The organism is Paenibacillus eucommiae (genome assembly GCF_017874215.1).
Taxonomy (GTDB): Bacteria; Bacillota; Bacilli; order Paenibacillales; family NBRC-103111; genus Paenibacillus_AI; species Paenibacillus_AI eucommiae.
Genome location: NZ_JAGGLB010000016.1, coordinates 111,906 through 129,292 on the forward strand (window position 1 = coordinate 111,906; position 17,387 = coordinate 129,292).

Consider the following 17,387-nt stretch of genomic DNA (forward strand, 5'->3'; position numbering starts at 1 on the left):
CATATGTAATGATAAAACTAGTCAAGCAGAGGTGGTGGGTGGCTTTATGTCAGAATCAAATAAATTAAATGAACGTTTAAGAGCTCTTCGACTTGAACATGATTTTACACAGCAGGAGTTAGGGGATTTATTGGGTGTAACTGCACAAGCCGTATCCAAATGGGAAACAGGAATGGCGACGCCTGACATAACATTATTACCGAAAATATCAACTTTGTTTAAATGTTCTATTGATTCATTATTCTTTGGTAGCGAGACCGTTGGTGCACAAGACAAAAAAATGACTATGATAAGGGCTGATTTCTCGGAAGTCAAAATTGAAAGTTCTGATTTACAAGGTATTGTGATGCGTGATGTTAATTTAGATGGGGCTGAAATATTTGATAGTCGTTTAAACGATATGCGAATTCACCATGGAGGTATGGCTAATCTCACATTGAGGCACCTCGATCTTGATGGCCTTTCTATTGGATTTAGTCAGATGAATGGAGCGGTAATTCATGATCTAGGGGGACACACGGTACCCATTCGCTTTTCAGAAAATGATTTCAAACGGAGTACTATTGACCGTTGCGATTTAGCGGGAGTCGAAATAATTGATTGTAATTTATCAGGGGTAAAAATCAAGGGTTCAACACTTAAAGATAGTTGGTTACTCCAACCCGAAACGTGTGAACCAATCTACATAGAGGATGTTAATTTACGAGATAGTGTGATCAAAAACTGCGATTTGTCAGGTTTGAACATACAAGAATGTCAGATTGATGGCTTAATAATCAACGGAATATCAATTAAATGTTTGCTGGAAGCGTATGAGCGAAGTAAATAGTAATTGCAGCAGACAAAAGGTTATGTAATTGCTAAATTAATCCGGGGCGATAGCAGCTTTCACGACTTTAAGCCGAGAGGCAGGATAACATGCTGAATTATTGCAACCCTTTCTAACTTGCCTACGTCTTACTTATATTGGAATATATCAGTAAAAGTCAGACTAGGGAGGCTTGAAATTTGTTAGGACAACGAGTATTTAAATGGGCGACCTTCATGATTATTGGATTATTGGTTGTAGGAGCATTTATTTTCTTAACACCCTTAGGAAATAACGCAATAGCTGATTTAGTCTCGAATACAAGGTATGAGGGTTATGCTAAGAGCGTCGGTATTAAAATACATAAGAAATCTCCTCCCATTCCCAAAGTAACTTCAGGGACTACAGAGATCCCGGTCGTCCAAAGTAGTTATTGCTGGGGGAAATTAGGCTGTGCGGATTATGCAGGGGGAAAAGCTATGGTAGAAGCAAAATCTACTACGGTTGTTTCTCCCGGTTCCTCAATCCGTGTTTCGTTTGACTATAAGCCCTTGCCTACTCAATTGATTGTACAACAGTACCAAAATGATGAAATTATTGAAATTCCTTTGTCAGATGGGTATTATGTTGTTCCTAAAGAAAGAGGAGTCTACTATTATGGTATTTCAGCCTTCTGGCAATCTGAAGATGGTAAATATTCAAAGGGAGATATTTCATCTGTGTTTGTAATAGAAGTGATTTGAAACATCGATATTACACAAACGAGAAACAATAGTTGTAGAGGACCTTGCTATGCGGCATCTCACGGGTTCTACAACCACGTTCGGCGGGTTGGAGAACGTTAGTAGCAGCGTCTCCCCCGAATGGAGCGTATGTTCCACTTAACGATGTTTTTGATCGTTAAAGGGAGTGTTCCTAGGTCAAACCGTCACGTTAATGATGATTTTCATCGTTAAAGGAGGACGTATGGCCTCTTTGGGTGGCAAAAAAGGATTTTAACGATGATTTTCATTGTTAAAGTAAGTATTGGAGGGGATTCGGTACTTTTAACGATGAAAAACATCGCTAAGTAGCAGCTCTTCATCCCCATCGCCTTTGCACGCTAGGAATCCCTTCCAACCAAGAGGAAAAATCTTTCTTGCATTTTCTGTTTGATTTTCCTGAAGTTTCCTGGTTCTACACAGTTGTTGTAGATAAGATTACATGTAGTTCATGAAGTTGTAAAATATAAACAATTTAAACATGGGAATATATGGGATAATTGATTTTGAGGTCATTATTTTTTGTGCTAAATTAACTAATCCCTGGAGGTGATTGCGATGGAAAAAGACCAGTTGCCTAAAAAAATCAGTAGAAGGTCGTTTCTGAGCACAACAGGTAAGTTGACGCTGGGGGCGGCGGGTATATTGGCGGGGAGTGCGGGGTTGTTCTATTACGGTGCCCTCCAACAACGTAAAGGGATGGAAAAGAGTTCGGCGGAAATACCGGAAAACGTCGTGAACCTTGGAGAGTTCGATTGGTTCCAGACTGCGCAAGGTGTTGAAAAGATAGATTATGAAGCCGTCATTCGTGATGCGTGGGCAACAAAGCCCGTAAAAGGTTTTGTGTATGTGACCAAAGACGAGACAGGTAAATTAGTAGTATTTTCACCCGTGTGCACACACCTAGGTTGCACAATAAACCCTTCATCCGAGACGGAGAAGAAATCGCGGCCAGAGATGCTTTTTTCCTGTCCATGTCATGGTGCTCAATACGATGCAAAGGGAAACGAGATCCGCTTGCAGCTTCCTCCCTTGGACACTTATGAACCTATTATTGCGGGCGGCAGTGTTTATATTGATATTTCGGCTCCTATAAAGCGACAACGGAGTTGATTTTCAATGAATGGCCTTTTCATTGAACTGGAAGGATACCTTTGTGGAGGAGTTGCTTTAAGCGGCTTCTCTTTTTTGATGTTCGTTCAAAATCATGGTGTTAGCGGCCAGTTGAAAAAAATAAAGGTTGTTCACTCTCCATTCATAACTTTTTGATACACTAACATTTGCTAACATTCAATGAAAAGGAGTGATCCCATGCTGGTTCAAAAGATTCCCACTTTGCTTAAGACTGCCATCATCAGTGCGGGCATGATATCCCTGTTTTTATCGTTTCATAACAAGCCTTCCCAAGCGGTACTTTGTATTGTTCTAGCGGGAGTGCTTACCGGATTTGACAGTTATTTCGTGAATAAACTAGGTCTGGCCAACGAATTTGGCAAAGTGTTCCGTTCGCTCGCAGCACTGATTTCCTTCGGCGCGGCCCCGTCCTTGATTGTATATTTGGTCATTTTGCACAAAATGCCGGTCTCTGGCCTGCTGCTTAATGTCAGTCGGATTAAAATTCCCAAAATCACCAAACCCAATCTTATCAACAAAAAAAGTTACTGAGGCAACTTCGGCAAATCAGCATCCTCGGAATTCTCAGTATTCTCAGTATCCTTCCAGAAGAAACGGAGCGTGGACACTATAGCTTTCCTACAAGATATGATTGTTCAATACGGATACATCGCCATTTTCTTCTGTCTGGCTCTTGGTATTATTGGCTTGCCTATCCCCGATGAAATCCTGATGACCGTTGTCGGCTATCTCGCCTCTGAGGGGCTGCTTCTCTTCCCGGTATCCGTTGTAGTTAGCTTCTTCGGCGCCATGACCGGCATGCTGTGCAGCTACGCCCTTGGGAGGAAATTCGGCAAATCACTGCTCTGGAAATATGGGAAATGGATCAGGCTTACGGCAAAAAGGCTTGAAAAAAACGAGATTTGGTTCGAGCGCTACGGACCTTGGGTAATTTGCATGGGCTACTACATTCCGGGCATTCGCCATCTAACCTGCTACATGGCAGGGGTAAGCGATATGAGCCTGCGAAAATATTTGCTTTTTGCGGGAATGGGAGCTTTGTGCTGGTGCCTTATTTTTATTTCAATCGGTTACTTCGTCGGGGCATCCGTCGATCTGCCCACTTTTTATTCTTCTTTGCTGGGGTTATTTTTCTAGCCACACGCTCTTTTTGTTACTGATGGATAATTGCTTTGTTTTTTTCAAAAAAACGATCATTATGAGAAGAAACACCAGCCATATCTGAAGCTGCCGGGTCCAGATAGAGCTTTGCACTATTGACAGCTAGAACGGCGTCATTAAAGGCGCCTGCGATTAGACGGACTTTACTGCCATAGGTAATAAAATCACCAGCGCCGAAAATACCCGGCATGCTTGTTCGCATTCGCGGATCAACAGAGACGCCATAGTCTTCTTTGTCTAGCCCCCATTTCAGTAAACCGCCAAAATCCCGGTCAAATCCATGGCTCACTATAACCTCATCTACTTCAATTTGCTCGATAGCACCAGTATCTGAATGTTCGAGAACTACGCTTTTAATCTGATCGCCCGCACCATGTAAGCGAGAGATTCTATATGGTGTCATTACCTCAGCAGATGCTTTCATTTGCGCTACAGGCAGTTCGTGTGCGGTAAATTCATTTCGTCTATGAACAACGATGACTTGTTTGGCCAGTTTTACAATTTCATTTGCCCAGTCAACGGCAGAATCGCCACCGCCTGAAATAAGAACACGTTTATCTTTAAATCTCGACAAATCTGTAATCGTATAGTGAAGATTCGTCAATTCATAACGGTTGGCCCCTTCAACATCCAGCTTTTGAACTTGCGTCATTCCCCTGCCGGCACATAATAATAGGGTGCGTGTATAATGACGTTCCCCCGTTTTCGCTGTCAAAACAAAGATCTGATCATCGCGCCGTTCCAAATGGGCAATTTCCTGGCCTAACACCAGAGTTGGATCGAATGTTTTCGCTTGAAGCTCCAGAATATCAATCAATTTTTCACAACGTATCGGACCAACTCCGCCTACATCCCAAACTAACTTCTCCGGATAAGTGCGCATGAAGCCCCCTAATTCTTCTTTAGCATCAATCAACTTGGTGCGCATTGCTCTCATTCCGCTATAGAAAGCCGCATACATACCGGCAGGACCGCCGCCAACAATCGTTATATCGTAAATATCAAGTTGTTCTGTATTCATTTAAGGCACCAGTTTTTCTACAATATAGTCAATGAGCAGGCTTGTTCCAATGGGTCCTTTAGCTGAAATATAATCATTGGTGCGCAGCGGAAATACATGATTATTCTTTACGGCATCCAAGCCTTTCCACAAAGGGTTCTCTTCCAATTCCTTCAATGATTCTGAGCTGTCATAGTTTTCCATGCTTCTTTTTTCTACAAAAATATAATCCGCTTTGATATCAGGCAAGATTTCTAAGGAGAAGGGTGTGAACCATTCTGTTGTATCTTTAAAAATTTCAGGAATTTTTAGTCCTAGTGTTTCATAAAAGAACCTGCTAACATCATCGTCAGCCTTTGCTCCTAAATAACGATATCGCTTTGGCTCCACTCGGAGTACGAGTACGGTTTTGTCACCAATCGCTTGATGAATTTTTTCTTTTGCCGCTTTCGCCTTCTGATCAAATTCAGCCAAAACTTTTTCAGATTGTTCTTTCTTATCGAATAGCTCGGCCAGCTTTGGCATCGCATCATGCATGCCGATACCTGAAGTCAAAGCGATAGTCGGCGCAACTTTGGACAATTCTTCATATACTTTTGTCTCCATGCCTCTTCCTGATGCAATAATTAAATCCGGTGATAAGCCCAGCAATTGCTCATAGTTATATTCATATTGTGCGTTTTCGATCATTTCAACACCATGTTCTTGTAAATAGGGTGCACGGTAATCGGGTTCAATTTCAGGAACTACTAATACTAACTGGGGTGTAACTCCCATCTCAATTAAATATTCTGCATAACTTGAATTCGATACAAGTATATTTTTCGGATTGGCTGGAATGGTCACGTCTCCAAAAATATCCTTCACCACTCTTGTTGCAGGCTTCTCTGGATCTTCAGTAGAAGTTGCTTGCTTCTTATCCGAAGAATTGGAACATGCCACTAAGATAATGGCTAGTAATGCTGTTCCAAAAAGTAAAATAAATCGTCTCGACATTAGGTATTCGCCCCTTTTTTTAATTGATAATAATTATCACTATCAAAGATTATCAAATAAGAGGACAGCATTCCATAGCTGATGGTGCGTATTAAGGTGGATTATTGTGCTCCGTGCTTTAGCGATTTAATAGACTGCTAACAATTTGACCGATGATAAGGTGATGCCCCGTGACTCCGCAGCCATCTACCCAAAGACTGGTATCCACATAGAAAACCCGATTCTCTTTTACCGCTTTTAAATGTTTCCACTGGTTGCTTTCCATTAGTTTCTCCATATTTTCCTCTGCGCTAAAATTCTCCATCACACGTTTCTCCACAAATAAATAATCTGGATCCGCCAGAAGTAATTGCTCAATGGAGCAAGGGTTAAACCACGCCTCGCCCGTCTTTAACGATTCAGGGAGTGATAGACCGAGCTTTCTATAAAGCAATTTGGATACTCCGTTTGCGTTTCCTCCCAAATACCGGTATCCGAAAGGCTCAACCCGTAAAACCATTACAGTAGCAGAGGCAGGAATCCCGGATTGAAGCTGCTTCTTTGCTCTATTCACTTCATGCTGCATATGAGCCTGGAGTTTAGCTGCTGCTTCTTTTTTATTAAAAATAGCTGCAAATAGCTGAAGAAGAGTCTCCATATCGTTCGTGAGACCTGCTAGCAGGGGTGCGATTGGGCGCAATTTCTTCTTCATATTTTCGCTTACAAAATTTCCGATAATTAATTCCGGCTGCTCCTGTTGTATGAACTCCGGATGTATCACATACTGCGGTACTTCCAGCAGCCTAACCTGATGCTCGTTAAACAGCTGCCGTTGATGCTGAGGCAAAAGTAAAGGAGTGACCATGACAGCATGCGGTATGATGCCTAATTCGATTAAAACTTCAGCACAGAGCGGAGAAATCGATACTATTTTTCGTTGGAGCAGGGTTTGAGCATAATTTCTCGGGGACACTCCTGTAAAATGCTTGAAGCGGCGGCTAAAATAATGGGCATCCTCAAACCTACTTTTTTGGCAATCTCCTGAGATTTCGCTGAAGTTAATAGCAGCTCTTCCTGGGCACGATAGATCCTGTAATTTGTTAGATAATCTAAGGGCGGTTTGCCGCATAGCTCACTAAACTTTCGAGAATAATGCCACTGGCTTACTCCTGCAATTTGCGCTAATTGCTCGCGCGTGATCACCTCATCATAATGCTCCTGCATATAGGCAATCGAACGCATAATTCCTTTTTCGGTTGTCTGCTGATCCGCGGGCTGTTTCTGGTATACATTTTTTAATAATCCATATAAAAGATGCTGATTTTCAATCATCGATTCATTGACATCATGAAGCAAATCTTCACTCAAACGATCACTGATACTTGTTAAAAAACCGCCCGTTAACTGCATGATCTGATAGCTGCTACCCAGCGGCACATGCCACTCAAATTTCATTGCTTCCCGTTCTTTATTGAACAAAGAATACGTACTAAAATCAATTTGCCAGCCTGCCAAATCCAGATTCCCGCCCTCAACTACCTCGATAACCGAGTTCTCTTCAATGGCAATTAAATGACCGAAAGCTACATGAATATGGTGCCCATTAATATTCCAAACAGCATGGCCGTCCGTTATAATTATGAATGCATGACTTAAGCAATAATGGAGTTCCCCCTCAGTCATCCATTTAGCTGTTAACGGCTTGGTTGACTCCCATTGAGCGATCCATTGGCTCACATTTTGTTGTGGTTCTATCCAATTCATCATTACTATGCTCCTTTTGAAAAAAGAGGAATAATCTCATCATTTAACCGCTCACTTAGTGGTGATAATCATATGTTATAATAGTAATAATATGATATCCCCGGTAAACGGCGCAAGACGAAAACCTGATATAGGAGTCCAAGTGAGTAATCAAAATATTGGTAAGAAGCGGTGGTTATGAAAATGGAGAATGACGTTTCATTAAGGGCTCAATTACTTGAACTGGAAGAACGGTTGTTAAAAACAGAGGTTCGTACATCTCCAGAAGAACTTTCATTATTACTAGCAGACGATTTTTTTGAATTTGGAAGCTCAGGTGACATATGGTATAAAAGCAATGGGGTTGCTGAAGAGGGAATAGGTGCAGTGAAAATGATACTTAGTAATTTTGAAATACATCCCCTGTCTAACGAATCAGTGCTAACTACATACCGAATATTCAACGAAGTAAAAATGCAGCATACATTGCGCAGTTCAATTTGGAGATATAGAGATGGCAGATGGAAGATGTTTTTTCATCAAGGGACACCTAGTAAACACTGCTGATTTTTTATGATTAAATGAAAGGAAGACAACAGTGAGGAAGAATATGAACATAGTTCTTATAGGTATGTCTGGGGCTGGTAAAAGCACTTTAGGTGTGCTGCTCGCAAAAGCATTAGGAATGGATTTCGTGGATACAGATATTGTTATACAACAACATGAAGGCAGGTTGCTACAGGATATACTTGATAATGATGGTATCGAAAAATTTATGCAAGTCGAAGAAAAAATTGTGTCAGAGCTGCAACTTAAAAATTGCATTATATCTACAGGCGGAAGTGTAATATATTCAGAAAAAGCTATGAATGTCCTTAAACAAGGTGGACGGATTATTTATTTACATGTGCCATATGAAGAAATAAATAAGAGACTAATAAACATAACAACCAGAGGCATTGTAATAAAGAAAGGAAATAGTCTTAAGGATGTTTACGAGGAAAGAGTTCCATTATACCTGAAGTATAGTGATAAAACTCTTGATTGCTCAAATAAGGATATAGAACAATGTGTTAGTGAAATTATAGAGAAAATACAAGAAAGTCATTGTGATAATTCAACTAACGGTGAATGATAGTGAGGAGCTTCTTCTGGGCAACTCCTAGTCTCTAACATTTAATTTTGTTAGCATAAAAAAACCTTCCGAAAGGAAGGTTTAAAATAATAATTTTATCTTAAGCTTCTTTGGAGGTTTCACTATATTTTTTAAAATTGTCTAGAATCGACTGCCAGCCTGCTTCCTGCATTTCAATGGAATTGGTGGTTTCTGCTTCAAAAGTTTCAATTACCTTAGTGTCGTTTTCTTGGCTAATAAAAGTAATCGTAACTGTTCTTCCATCTCCAATAGTGTAAGAAATAAATTCATTTACTCTCACTTCATCATAAACTCCACTAAAATCAAATCCGAAACTTCCATCCTTAGCTTCCATTCTTGTTAGAAAACTCCCGCCAACCCTTAAATCATTTTCGGCTTTTGGTACATGCCAGTCATCAGAAGCATTATTCCATTTTGTTATATGCTGTGGCTCTGTCCAATATTTCCATACTTCTCCAACCGGTTTATGAACTGTGGTTTCTATCGTTATTGTTTTATTACCTGTTTCCATTATAACTACCGCCTCACTAGGTTAAATTTAAATTCTATGAGTAATTATACCATAAAAATTCCTATGTGATTTCTTATGGATTGCTGTTTGCTAACCTGTTTTTTGAACCTTGATAAGTATATTATGGTAAAATGTACAAGGAACTATTCATACAGGAGGGAAGAAAAAGTGGTCGATATTATCGAAAAACAGCAGTTTTCAGTTATTGGTAAAATGGGGGAAGGACTTGCGATTGAAGGATCCAAGTGGATACCTCCATTATGGCAAGAGGCAAATAGTAGCTTTGCTGAGATAAGCAGTTTCGCGAAGTTGGATGCTGAAGGTAATATTACTGGAATTTGGGGTGCTATGAGTGATGTGGATGAGAAATTTGAAAGGTGGAAAGAAGAAGGTAAATATTTAGCAGGATGCGAAGTTACAGACGATGCTATTGCCCCAAAGGGATGGACAAAATGGGTCATTCCAGCATTCAAATATGTTGTAATAAAATGCACTCAAGATTCTTATCAGAACATGTTTAATCAAATGATTACAGATTATTTACCTCAAAACAATTATCAAATCGTTGGAGCCATTCAAGAATTTTATAATCCTAAAGATGATACCGGAGAATTGTACTTATACTTCCCAGTTGAAAGAATATAATTATACTCAACACGCCTCCAATACGTTAACAAGCCACGATAGTTCGACAAAAAAGCAGCATCGCGGCGGCGTATTGTTGCTACGTTTAGAAGAGATTGATGTACAAAGGATAATTTAGTTATATCCATTTTCCACGGTCCTATAATGGTATAATTTGTTGTATATTAGGAATTTGAACTTTTTAGGGAGTGTTAATATGTTTAGTTTTAAGAACACGACAATGGAAATTTCATCAAGTGGGATTGATACTGTTGTTTTGTCAGTAGGAGCAACGGAACAGTTTGGACCGTACTTACCCATGCATTTGGATACGCTTATCGCAGAGTTATACGCTGATGCTTATGGGAGAGAACTAAATGCGTACGTGTTACCTACAATCCCGTTTAATACCTCTGAGGAACATGCCAATTTCAAGGGAACAGTGACGGTAAGCCCCAATATTTTAACAGCCATGTTGGAGGAAATTATTTGCAACTTAACAAGGCAAGGCTTTAAGAAGTTCTTGGTCTGTACTGGACATGGTGGATCCTATTGGGAGGGAGCCTTCGTCAAGCATATGAACTACAAGTACCCTCATATTATCTTAATCTCCGCAAATCATAATAATCATATTGCATGGGAAGAGGCAGTTGAAAAGGCAGGTTTACAAGGTTTAAACGAAATGCATGGCGGGTTATTGTCCGTTTGTACAGCTATGTGGCTTTGTCCTGAATTGGTTAAAATGAATTCTATGGGTTCAGACATACCTCCAGAAAACCGTCTTTATGCAGATTACTTAGGTTGGGAAAAGCTAACTCAGGATGGTTGTTGGGGAAAGTTTGAAGAAGGAAAATATTCACATGAGGAACTGGCTGAAAAAGGTAAAATATTTTGGAATACATATATTCAAAAAAGAACTGAAGGTCTGAAACTAATCCTTGAAAAGGGATATTGGCGAAAAACCCAAGGATGATTCAGCATATTAATTTTATAACAGGAGGTAACATGAAGCCAATCAGAAATTCTGCTAAAGCAATAATTATTCAAGATGAAAAGATTTTATTGACCAAAAACAAAGATGATTTTGGTTTCTTTTATTTATTTCCCGGTGGGGGGCAAGATCATGGAGAAGAACTGAAAGATACTGTTTATAGAGAGTGTTTAGAGGAGATTGGGGAAAAAGTAATGGTTAGTGATCTTGTTTATGTACGTGAGTATATTGGAAAAAGTCATGAATTCGCAGAATGGGACTCAGATGCTCATCAAGTTGAATTTTATTTTAGCTGCTCATTAGCTTCAAATGATTCACCATGCGTGAATGGTACGAATCCTGATAAAGATCAGGTAGGTGTTGAGTGGATTGAAATTAAGAAACTTCATGAAATTAGATTGTATCCTAAAGCGCTCGGCAAAATCATTATAAACAATGAAATAGAAATTCGTTATCTTGGGGATGTGAACTAGGAATAAGTTCGATACGGAAAGGACGGACGCCAATGCTTCCGATCTACAAAACATTATCCGATCGTGCCCTTAGAGGGGTTGTCGATAAGGTACATCCTGGAGCAAGCGTTCTTTCCGTTCAACAGCTCCAAGGGGGAATCGATAGCTTTAAAGATAAAGGTAAACACCAAGTACTCGCGAGGATGGATTATCTACGGAAAGATAAATTTCTTTACAAGTAAAGGAAAAAAATTGGACACAAATACTATTGATCAAATTATCTGAGAATAACCATTTTGGTGACAACGAAACGTAGGTCTTATCGTGACTCATTAGTTTGAGAAAATCCCAGATTTCCTCAAATTCTTTTATCTGATGGGGTTCAACAGAATCTTTAGATAAAGGCTCCACACATGTTCTATTTAATTTCACTTCCTTAAAATCTCCTGAAGCCACATACCGACCATAATAATGATAAAAATCCAGAACAAATGGGTTAATCTTTTTTTGGTTCATTAATGATAGGAATGCTTCTTTTGATGCAGCTTTTAGATTATTTAGTCTTGCTTCAATAGGAATTTTTTTTGATGTAACAATTTGTAAGCTTTCAAAATGACATATTATTTGCTTCATGGCATCTCCATGTAAATCAATATCATGCAAGGCAATATTTATAGTAAGTTCATTTTCAATTTCATAAAATATAAATGGAGCTATAAAATATTGAGCTATTGGTGATAGGAAATTTGATGAGGCTTCCAGGATATCCAGAGAATTTATATTTAAATCTTCATATTTTGTATATTTCAAATTTCTATGTTTTAAGTAAACACGTTTATCTACTATTTCAAAATATTCCACTTTTAATCCTGCTCCTATCGTGTATTTCTCTATTTTGATTATATTACCTTATTTTTCTAATTCCCAGAGACTTAAGTCGCAAAATGTGAAATACTAGGATAAACAAGAACGGGTTAATATAAATAATGTTCAGTAATCATTGGGTTTACTTGGAGGCTGATGCGAATGAATTCAACTAACCAATTTGAATACACAAACAACGTTTTCACGATTGAGTGTGCCGATATTATTTTGCGTGAGTATAGAATTGAGGATTTGGACGAATTTTACGCTCTTACCCAGCAATCTGAAATAACAGAATTTTTGCCAGGATGGGATGTATCCAAGGAACAACGGTTAGAGTGGTTAATTAATCACGAATTAATAGAAAACAAACAGTTCTTAAAGGCTGTCTCGGAGGGTGGCAATATTGCGCAGCTTCGTTTACGGTTAGGAATTATATCAAAGGAGACCGGGGAGTTTATCGGTTGGTGTTGCACTGGAATAAAAGAGGAATTGCCGCCTCCGAACAGGGAGATCATGTTTGCCATATCAAAGCATCACAGAAATAATGGCTATACAACTCAAGCGACACAAGGCATTATCAAGTTTTTATTTGAGAAAACAGATGTACAGGAAATTAACATAATTGCTCTGATACGTAACATTCCCTCCAATAGAGTCATACAAAAATGTGGTTTTCGTTTTATAAATGTTATGGAGATTGAAGGCGAGAAAATTAATTGTTACAAACTTAGTAAGGAAACAAGATCCCATGTTTAGTATTTAGTGGAGGATAGCTAATCACATGTACAATAATGATAAAAATGAACATTACGGTATTATTAATGAAACACTTAAATTATTTGTTTCTTCAGAGGCTGAGATTTTAAAAGTAGAGGAGCAGGCAATAGCTAAGGGGTTTTCAGCTGAAGATATCGTACGCCATAAAATTATTATAATGGATAACAAGGAAGAAAAAGTAATAACTTTTATAACCAAAAGATCAACTTTGATCGAACGTCGTGTTCTTTCCCGATTATACAAGCAATCAGCTAATGTACCGTTTAACTTCTCATATAATTATGAATCAGATGAACCAAGTACTATCTACATGCAAGATATAGATTTTGACACAGACTATAGTAAACTCAACATAGAAAAGATTCTTAGAAGTGAGTATAAACTTTTAGCACATATTCATAGTAAAAACTATGGACTTAAGGACGACCTCGCTTGGTTACCCGTTGCTGACCGTGTTTATATTATAAAAATGCTCGATGAACGTTGGAAACCTTTTTGGGATAAAGCGCTTGAAAACGAACAATTTTTAGAAACTTTTGCTGCTTATATTCCAGAAATCAAAGCAGTTGCTGCTCTAATAATTGATGATATGGAGATTGTTATAAATGATGAAAGTTCACATACTTTGATCCATACAGATATGCATCCAGGAAATGTATTAGTCGGTAGTAATGATGATCTTTATTTTATTGACTGGGAAGAAGCTCATTATGGATCCTTTTATTTTGACATACCCCTTCGATTTAATACTTATGAAAAAGCAGAGAAATACCGTCAAGAACTTGTTTTACAAGGGATAGAAATACAGCAGAATTACTTTGCTGAACGATATAAAGTTGCCTCACGTTATATTGGATTACGGTATATGGCATGGACTTTGGGATCGTGGGAAAATAATCATCATTCTTTGGAGTCACTTCAAAGCTATATTAATATGATCGTAGGTAAAGATATTTAGGAACAAGTATTCGGGGAGGTTGTAGTATAGTTGAAAAAGGAATTTAAATTCAAATCTCGAATATCTAATGTAATCGAATAGCTGAAAATTTGATGATAGACAGGAGTTAGATACGATGATAAAAGGTTTCGGAGGAATATTTTGGAGAACTAAGAATCTTGAAGTTATAAAAAAATGGTACAGTGAAGTGTTGAAGATTGAAATAGATAATTGGAATGGGACTGTGATAAAACCCGAATTAGGCAATGAGACTATCTTTTCTTTCTTTACTGAGAATGACAGTTATTTTCCAACAGAACAACAAGTGATGTTAAATTTCCAAGTACATAATCTGAACGAGACTATTAAGCATCTTGAACATATTGGTGTACCTCTTGCAAAGAAAAAAGAGATTAGTGAATTTGGACAGTTTGTTTGGATTGAAGATCCTGATGGTCGACTGATCGAGCTTTGGGAGAAATAAGCCTATTAAATAAATGGCAAAAGGACCTGACGAGGTATCGTCAGGTCCTTTTCTAAGGCAAGAAGCTGTCAGCTATTGCAGCTTATTTCGAAGTAAAGTCAGTTGAAGCTGCGATAATATCTGAAAATGCCCAGTGAGTGGATGGGACATCTGTGAAGCTGGTTGTTACGGGAGCTTGTTTAACATCGCGCTTCAGAATACGATTAATAATTGCTGCAGCTTCTGCACGTGTCAAAGGTTGATTAGGCTTGAACGTTCCATCCTGCAAATCCGTCATGATCCCTGCCTGACTGGCCTGCTTGATGTAAGCTGATGCCCAGTGCCCGCTAATGTCGCTGGCTTGCGACTGGCCTTCGCCGGTCAGGTTCAGCCAACGGCTGGATATAGCTGCCATCTCAGCACGTGTAATAGCTTGTCCCGGGGCAAAAACATTACCCGACACGCCGTCCATCAATCCGGCTGTTTGCGTATAGAGGATGGCCTGAAGTGCCCAATGGGAGGACGGGACATCAGAATAAGGAGCTGCCGCTGAAGCTGGAGTGGATGTTCCTGCCTCTAGACGCGATAGAATCATGGCCATCTCAGCGCGGCTCATAGTATGATCCGGTCTGAACGTGCCATCCAGATATCCTTGCATATATCCTTTGTACAGGATGGATGGCTTGTTTGGCACTTCAACTTCTTGTTGCGGCAAATCCACAATTGTGAATGTGCTGAATTTTGTTACTGTGAATTTCAATCCCAATTTTCCTTCTTGAAAATTAACGACTTGCGGCTGAATCAGCTCTTTCTCCCCGTCACTGTGCTCAACGAAAATGGAGAGACGGCTTAGCCATTGCTTGCGTGCTGCTGCATCCTGCGGAACGATCTGTGGGTCCAGAGGAAGCACCAGCTCCACCGCGCGGCTTTGCAGATTGGTCTCAATCGTCATAGGACGGCCAACAATGCTGATAGTCCCTCTGCCAATTGCCTTAGTTACAATTTTCTCCTGCTTTGCCCGATCCTCGACTTCATTCTGAGCGGATTTCTCCTTGATCGGAACGATATGGAAATACACATCTTCCGTATAATTTGTCAAGGATGCTGCCGGAATAGAGACAATGACATCGTTCATATGAATTTCGATGCTAATATTAGCTTCTGCCAGCAGTTTGGCTGCTGAGTGGGTGAAGGATACCTTCACCTGTTCGACTTCATCCTTAGTGTCCGGAAGAATCAGTCTGGCGATTGTTTGCTTCGCTGCCTGCAGGCTTGAGATGGTTTCAAGTGCGTTGCCTTGAGAAAAGGTGACTTCATCCTTTTTTTGACCATTGGCCCCGCTTGTACGTGTAAGAGTAGCTGTTGCGTTTGAGAGGTTTTGGCCTGTGCTATCTTTGACGGCCAGTGTAATCTTCTCTCCAACACTCGTGGGAGCAGGAGATGGCACGCTTGTTACGGTTACGACAGCTGTGTCGGTAAAGTCGCCGTCAACTGTACTGGCAGTAATTGTTGTGGTTCCCGCGCTAACGGGACGTACAATTCCGTCCGTAACTGTCGCGATGTTAGGGTCGCTGCTTTCCCAGATGATAGTCTTATTTGCTGCATTTGCTGGCAAGACCTCCGCATTTAAGGTTGAAGAAGTGCCGTTCGCTTCCAGGTTCAACGTCTTTTGGTCCAGAGTAATCCCTGTTACAGCAATGGGAGATTCCACTATGACCGTGCGTTTAACTTCGGCAGCCTTCAGTCCTAAAGGATTGGTCACATTATAGTGTACCTTATAGGTACCTGCGACTCCAGTATTAACGCGGTCTACTTGAAGGCCATCTTTGGAGTAAGTGATTTGTGCGATTAAATTTTCATGTTTTTCGTCAACTATGGTTACACCAGCTTCTTCATACTCTTCACCAAAGCCTATGTTAATGACGGCAGGTCCATTTAGAGTGATGACAGGAGGGGATTGAAAACTGATTTCAGTAATTACACCCGCATTGCCAGTATAAGATCTACCATCAGGTAAAAATGTAAGGCCATATACTTCTCCTCTTTTACCTGTGTTAACCATTGAGCTGCTGGTTAGTGGAGCACTGAAAGCTTCATAGGAGATTTTGTAGAAATTGCCGTTAATATTGTTTAGATATAAGTTCCCAGCATTATCGAAGGCAATTGCATAGAAATTAGCAGCAGGAGTTATATCCGCCAACAATTGCGTGGATGTGGAGCTGTCCTTGGGTAAGACGAATATACCATTGGAGTTGTAGCCTGCGAAATAAAGGTCACCAGCGGAGTTGAAGGCAAGCCCATAAACATAATTGAAAGAGGCTTGGTGGTACACAGTAGAGATTGCTGCGAGTTCATTTGCCGTTAAGGGCAGTTGACCGCTCAGGGCGCTGCGTGGTATTTTATTTATTTTATTGCTGCTGTCTACAGTATAAAATAAATCCCCTTCCTGATTCACTGCAATAGACATAAAGGATTGATTTGAGGCAACGATTTGCGTTACAGCCCCAGTGGCTAACGTGAACTTCGATATTCCCTTATCACGCTGAGCTACGTATACTTCTCCATCATAATAAGCCAGTCCATAGGGGGATGAAATACCAGATTGGTCGAGTGTAACCGTATCTCCGTTATCAGGATTAGCATGGACATACGTTCCTGTCAGGTTAACTCCGATAAACAATAAAGCAAGTATTGAGATTAAGACACTCCTCATGTTAGTCTCCCTTTCACTTCTCTTGTAGTTATGCTGCTGAACTAGAGTATAAATGAAGCCGCTGTACAAATTCTAAACATAGGACCCCTTATTCCGACAAAAAAGCCTAAATTCCTATGTTCTTCAATCGGATGATTTGATACAATGATCATGTTGGTAAAAATGGGCAGCTCTGGTTTTGCCAGTGAACCAATAGCACTTTGTGCAGAGTCAATCTAGTCAGCTTGCAATGAATTAAAAACACTTTACAGGAGTTGATGCTCATTAGTTTGTAGGGTTGTTGTTGCATCAGTTGTAAAATAAGAGGTTGTGCC

At 39.8% G+C, this 17,387-nt stretch carries 20 protein-coding genes; 13 read left to right on the forward strand and 7 right to left on the reverse strand.

The genetic code is table 11. The annotated features are described in order from the left end of the window. The first annotated feature begins 46 nt into the window (after positions 1-46). The 5 genes from J2Z66_RS22255 to J2Z66_RS22275 all read left to right on the forward strand — a co-directional run bounded on the left by J2Z66_RS22255 (position 47) and on the right by J2Z66_RS22275 (position 3,840). Positions 47-829 (forward strand): helix-turn-helix domain-containing protein, encoded by a 783-nt coding sequence (locus tag J2Z66_RS22255; protein ID WP_209974506.1) that lies wholly within the window; start codon positions 47-49, stop codon positions 827-829. 179 nt (positions 830-1,008) lie between these two features. Next, positions 1,009-1,551: a hypothetical protein gene (locus tag J2Z66_RS22260; RefSeq protein ID WP_209974507.1), complete on the forward strand. Its 543-nt coding sequence runs from the start codon at positions 1,009-1,011 to the stop codon at positions 1,549-1,551. A gap of 576 nt (positions 1,552-2,127) precedes the next feature. After that, on the forward strand, positions 2,128-2,682 hold the full coding sequence (locus J2Z66_RS22265; protein WP_209974508.1) for a QcrA and Rieske domain-containing protein: 555 nt from the start codon (positions 2,128-2,130) through the stop codon (positions 2,680-2,682). Positions 2,683-2,880: 198 nt separating this feature from the next. Then, on the forward strand, positions 2,881-3,234 hold the full coding sequence (locus J2Z66_RS22270; protein WP_209974509.1) for a CDP-alcohol phosphatidyltransferase family protein: 354 nt from the start codon (positions 2,881-2,883) through the stop codon (positions 3,232-3,234). Positions 3,235-3,312: 78 nt separating this feature from the next. After that, the gene (locus J2Z66_RS22275; protein ID WP_209974645.1) at positions 3,313-3,840 is read left to right on the forward strand and encodes a DedA family protein; all 528 of its coding nucleotides are present in this window, start codon (positions 3,313-3,315) and stop codon (positions 3,838-3,840) included. Positions 3,841-3,856: 16 nt separating this feature from the next. Here the strand turns inward: J2Z66_RS22275 and J2Z66_RS22280 are convergent, their stop codons facing one another. The 4 genes from J2Z66_RS22280 to J2Z66_RS42860 form a co-directional block, all read right to left on the reverse strand. After that, positions 3,857-4,885, reverse strand: coding sequence for an NAD(P)/FAD-dependent oxidoreductase (locus J2Z66_RS22280; RefSeq protein ID WP_209974510.1), 1,029 nt, complete (start codon positions 4,883-4,885; stop codon positions 3,857-3,859). Next, a complete protein-coding gene (locus tag J2Z66_RS22285; protein ID WP_209974511.1) occupies positions 4,886-5,860 on the reverse strand; it encodes an ABC transporter substrate-binding protein in 975 nt (324 codons plus the stop codon). Positions 5,861-5,978: 118 nt separating this feature from the next. After that, complete coding sequence (locus tag J2Z66_RS42855) at positions 5,979-6,812, reverse strand: ABC transporter substrate-binding protein (protein WP_312894709.1); 834 nt, start codon at positions 6,810-6,812, stop codon at positions 5,979-5,981. Beyond that, positions 6,767-7,606, reverse strand: a complete 840-nt coding sequence (locus J2Z66_RS42860) for an AraC family transcriptional regulator (protein ID WP_245375741.1) — start codon at positions 7,604-7,606, stop codon at positions 6,767-6,769. Before J2Z66_RS42860 ends, J2Z66_RS42855 begins: the two co-directional genes overlap by 46 nt. Before the next feature lie 180 nt (positions 7,607-7,786). Here J2Z66_RS42860 and J2Z66_RS22295 point away from each other — a divergent pair, with 180 nt between their 5' ends. Both J2Z66_RS22295 and J2Z66_RS22300 read left to right on the forward strand, forming a co-directional pair. Then, on the forward strand, positions 7,787-8,149 hold the full coding sequence (locus J2Z66_RS22295; protein WP_209974513.1) for a nuclear transport factor 2 family protein: 363 nt from the start codon (positions 7,787-7,789) through the stop codon (positions 8,147-8,149). 43 nt (positions 8,150-8,192) lie between these two features. Next, the gene (locus J2Z66_RS22300; RefSeq protein WP_209974514.1) at positions 8,193-8,717 is read left to right on the forward strand and encodes a shikimate kinase; all 525 of its coding nucleotides are present in this window, start codon (positions 8,193-8,195) and stop codon (positions 8,715-8,717) included. Between the two features lie 100 nt (positions 8,718-8,817). Here the strand turns inward: J2Z66_RS22300 and J2Z66_RS22305 are convergent, their stop codons facing one another. Further along, positions 8,818-9,249, reverse strand: a complete 432-nt coding sequence (locus J2Z66_RS22305; protein WP_209974515.1) for an SRPBCC family protein — start codon at positions 9,247-9,249, stop codon at positions 8,818-8,820. Between the two features lie 168 nt (positions 9,250-9,417). Between J2Z66_RS22305 and J2Z66_RS22310 the strand changes: the two genes are divergently transcribed. From J2Z66_RS22310 to J2Z66_RS22320, 3 genes are all read left to right on the forward strand, one after another. Then, the gene (locus J2Z66_RS22310; RefSeq protein WP_312894710.1) at positions 9,418-9,894 is read left to right on the forward strand and encodes a GyrI-like domain-containing protein; all 477 of its coding nucleotides are present in this window, start codon (positions 9,418-9,420) and stop codon (positions 9,892-9,894) included. A gap of 196 nt (positions 9,895-10,090) precedes the next feature. Next, a complete protein-coding gene (locus J2Z66_RS22315) occupies positions 10,091-10,846 on the forward strand; it encodes a creatininase family protein (protein WP_209974519.1) in 756 nt (251 codons plus the stop codon). 32 nt (positions 10,847-10,878) lie between these two features. Then, on the forward strand, positions 10,879-11,337 hold the full coding sequence (locus tag J2Z66_RS22320; RefSeq protein ID WP_209974521.1) for an NUDIX domain-containing protein: 459 nt from the start codon (positions 10,879-10,881) through the stop codon (positions 11,335-11,337). A gap of 147 nt (positions 11,338-11,484) precedes the next feature. Here J2Z66_RS22320 and J2Z66_RS22325 read toward each other — a convergent pair whose 3' ends face one another. Then, a complete protein-coding gene (locus tag J2Z66_RS22325) occupies positions 11,485-12,177 on the reverse strand; it encodes a hypothetical protein (protein ID WP_209974523.1) in 693 nt (230 codons plus the stop codon). Between the two features lie 165 nt (positions 12,178-12,342). Here J2Z66_RS22325 and J2Z66_RS22330 point away from each other — a divergent pair, with 165 nt between their 5' ends. From J2Z66_RS22330 to J2Z66_RS22340, 3 genes are all read left to right on the forward strand, one after another. Further along, positions 12,343-12,939, forward strand: coding sequence for a GNAT family N-acetyltransferase (locus tag J2Z66_RS22330; RefSeq protein ID WP_209974524.1), 597 nt, complete (start codon positions 12,343-12,345; stop codon positions 12,937-12,939). A 25-nt stretch (positions 12,940-12,964) separates the two neighbouring features. Beyond that, positions 12,965-13,918, forward strand: coding sequence for a phosphotransferase family protein (locus tag J2Z66_RS22335; protein ID WP_209974526.1), 954 nt, complete (start codon positions 12,965-12,967; stop codon positions 13,916-13,918). Positions 13,919-14,033: 115 nt separating this feature from the next. Beyond that, positions 14,034-14,381 carry a VOC family protein gene (locus tag J2Z66_RS22340; RefSeq protein ID WP_209974528.1) on the forward strand — a complete coding sequence of 116 codons (348 nt, stop codon included), beginning with the start codon at positions 14,034-14,036 and terminating at the stop codon, positions 14,379-14,381. An 82-nt stretch (positions 14,382-14,463) separates the two neighbouring features. Here the strand turns inward: J2Z66_RS22340 and J2Z66_RS22345 are convergent, their stop codons facing one another. Next, on the reverse strand, positions 14,464-17,073 hold the full coding sequence (locus J2Z66_RS22345) for an S-layer homology domain-containing protein (protein ID WP_209974530.1): 2,610 nt from the start codon (positions 17,071-17,073) through the stop codon (positions 14,464-14,466). Between the last annotated feature and the right edge of the window lie 314 nt (positions 17,074-17,387).

Coding starts and splice junctions, on each gene's coding strand:
- J2Z66_RS22255 (WP_209974506.1), top strand. CDS start 47: ATGTCAGAATCAAATAAATTAAATGAACGTTTAAGAGCTCTTCGACTT.
- J2Z66_RS22265 (WP_209974508.1), top strand. CDS start 2,128: ATGGAAAAAGACCAGTTGCCTAAAAAAATCAGTAGAAGGTCGTTTCTG.
- J2Z66_RS22270 (WP_209974509.1), top strand. CDS start 2,881: ATGCTGGTTCAAAAGATTCCCACTTTGCTTAAGACTGCCATCATCAGT.
- J2Z66_RS22280 (WP_209974510.1), bottom strand. CDS start 4,885: ATGAATACAGAACAACTTGATATTTACGATATAACGATTGTTGGCGGC.
- J2Z66_RS22285 (WP_209974511.1), bottom strand. CDS start 5,860: ATGTCGAGACGATTTATTTTACTTTTTGGAACAGCATTACTAGCCATT.
- J2Z66_RS42860 (WP_245375741.1), bottom strand. CDS start 7,606: ATGATGAATTGGATAGAACCACAACAAAATGTGAGCCAATGGATCGCT.
- J2Z66_RS22295 (WP_209974513.1), top strand. CDS start 7,787: ATGGAGAATGACGTTTCATTAAGGGCTCAATTACTTGAACTGGAAGAA.
- J2Z66_RS22300 (WP_209974514.1), top strand. CDS start 8,193: ATGAACATAGTTCTTATAGGTATGTCTGGGGCTGGTAAAAGCACTTTA.
- J2Z66_RS22305 (WP_209974515.1), bottom strand. CDS start 9,249: ATGGAAACAGGTAATAAAACAATAACGATAGAAACCACAGTTCATAAA.
- J2Z66_RS22315 (WP_209974519.1), top strand. CDS start 10,091: ATGTTTAGTTTTAAGAACACGACAATGGAAATTTCATCAAGTGGGATT.
- J2Z66_RS22320 (WP_209974521.1), top strand. CDS start 10,879: ATGAAGCCAATCAGAAATTCTGCTAAAGCAATAATTATTCAAGATGAA.
- J2Z66_RS22330 (WP_209974524.1), top strand. CDS start 12,343: ATGAATTCAACTAACCAATTTGAATACACAAACAACGTTTTCACGATT.
- J2Z66_RS22335 (WP_209974526.1), top strand. CDS start 12,965: ATGTACAATAATGATAAAAATGAACATTACGGTATTATTAATGAAACA.
- J2Z66_RS22340 (WP_209974528.1), top strand. CDS start 14,034: ATGATAAAAGGTTTCGGAGGAATATTTTGGAGAACTAAGAATCTTGAA.
- J2Z66_RS22345 (WP_209974530.1), bottom strand. CDS start 17,073: ATGAGGAGTGTCTTAATCTCAATACTTGCTTTATTGTTTATCGGAGTT.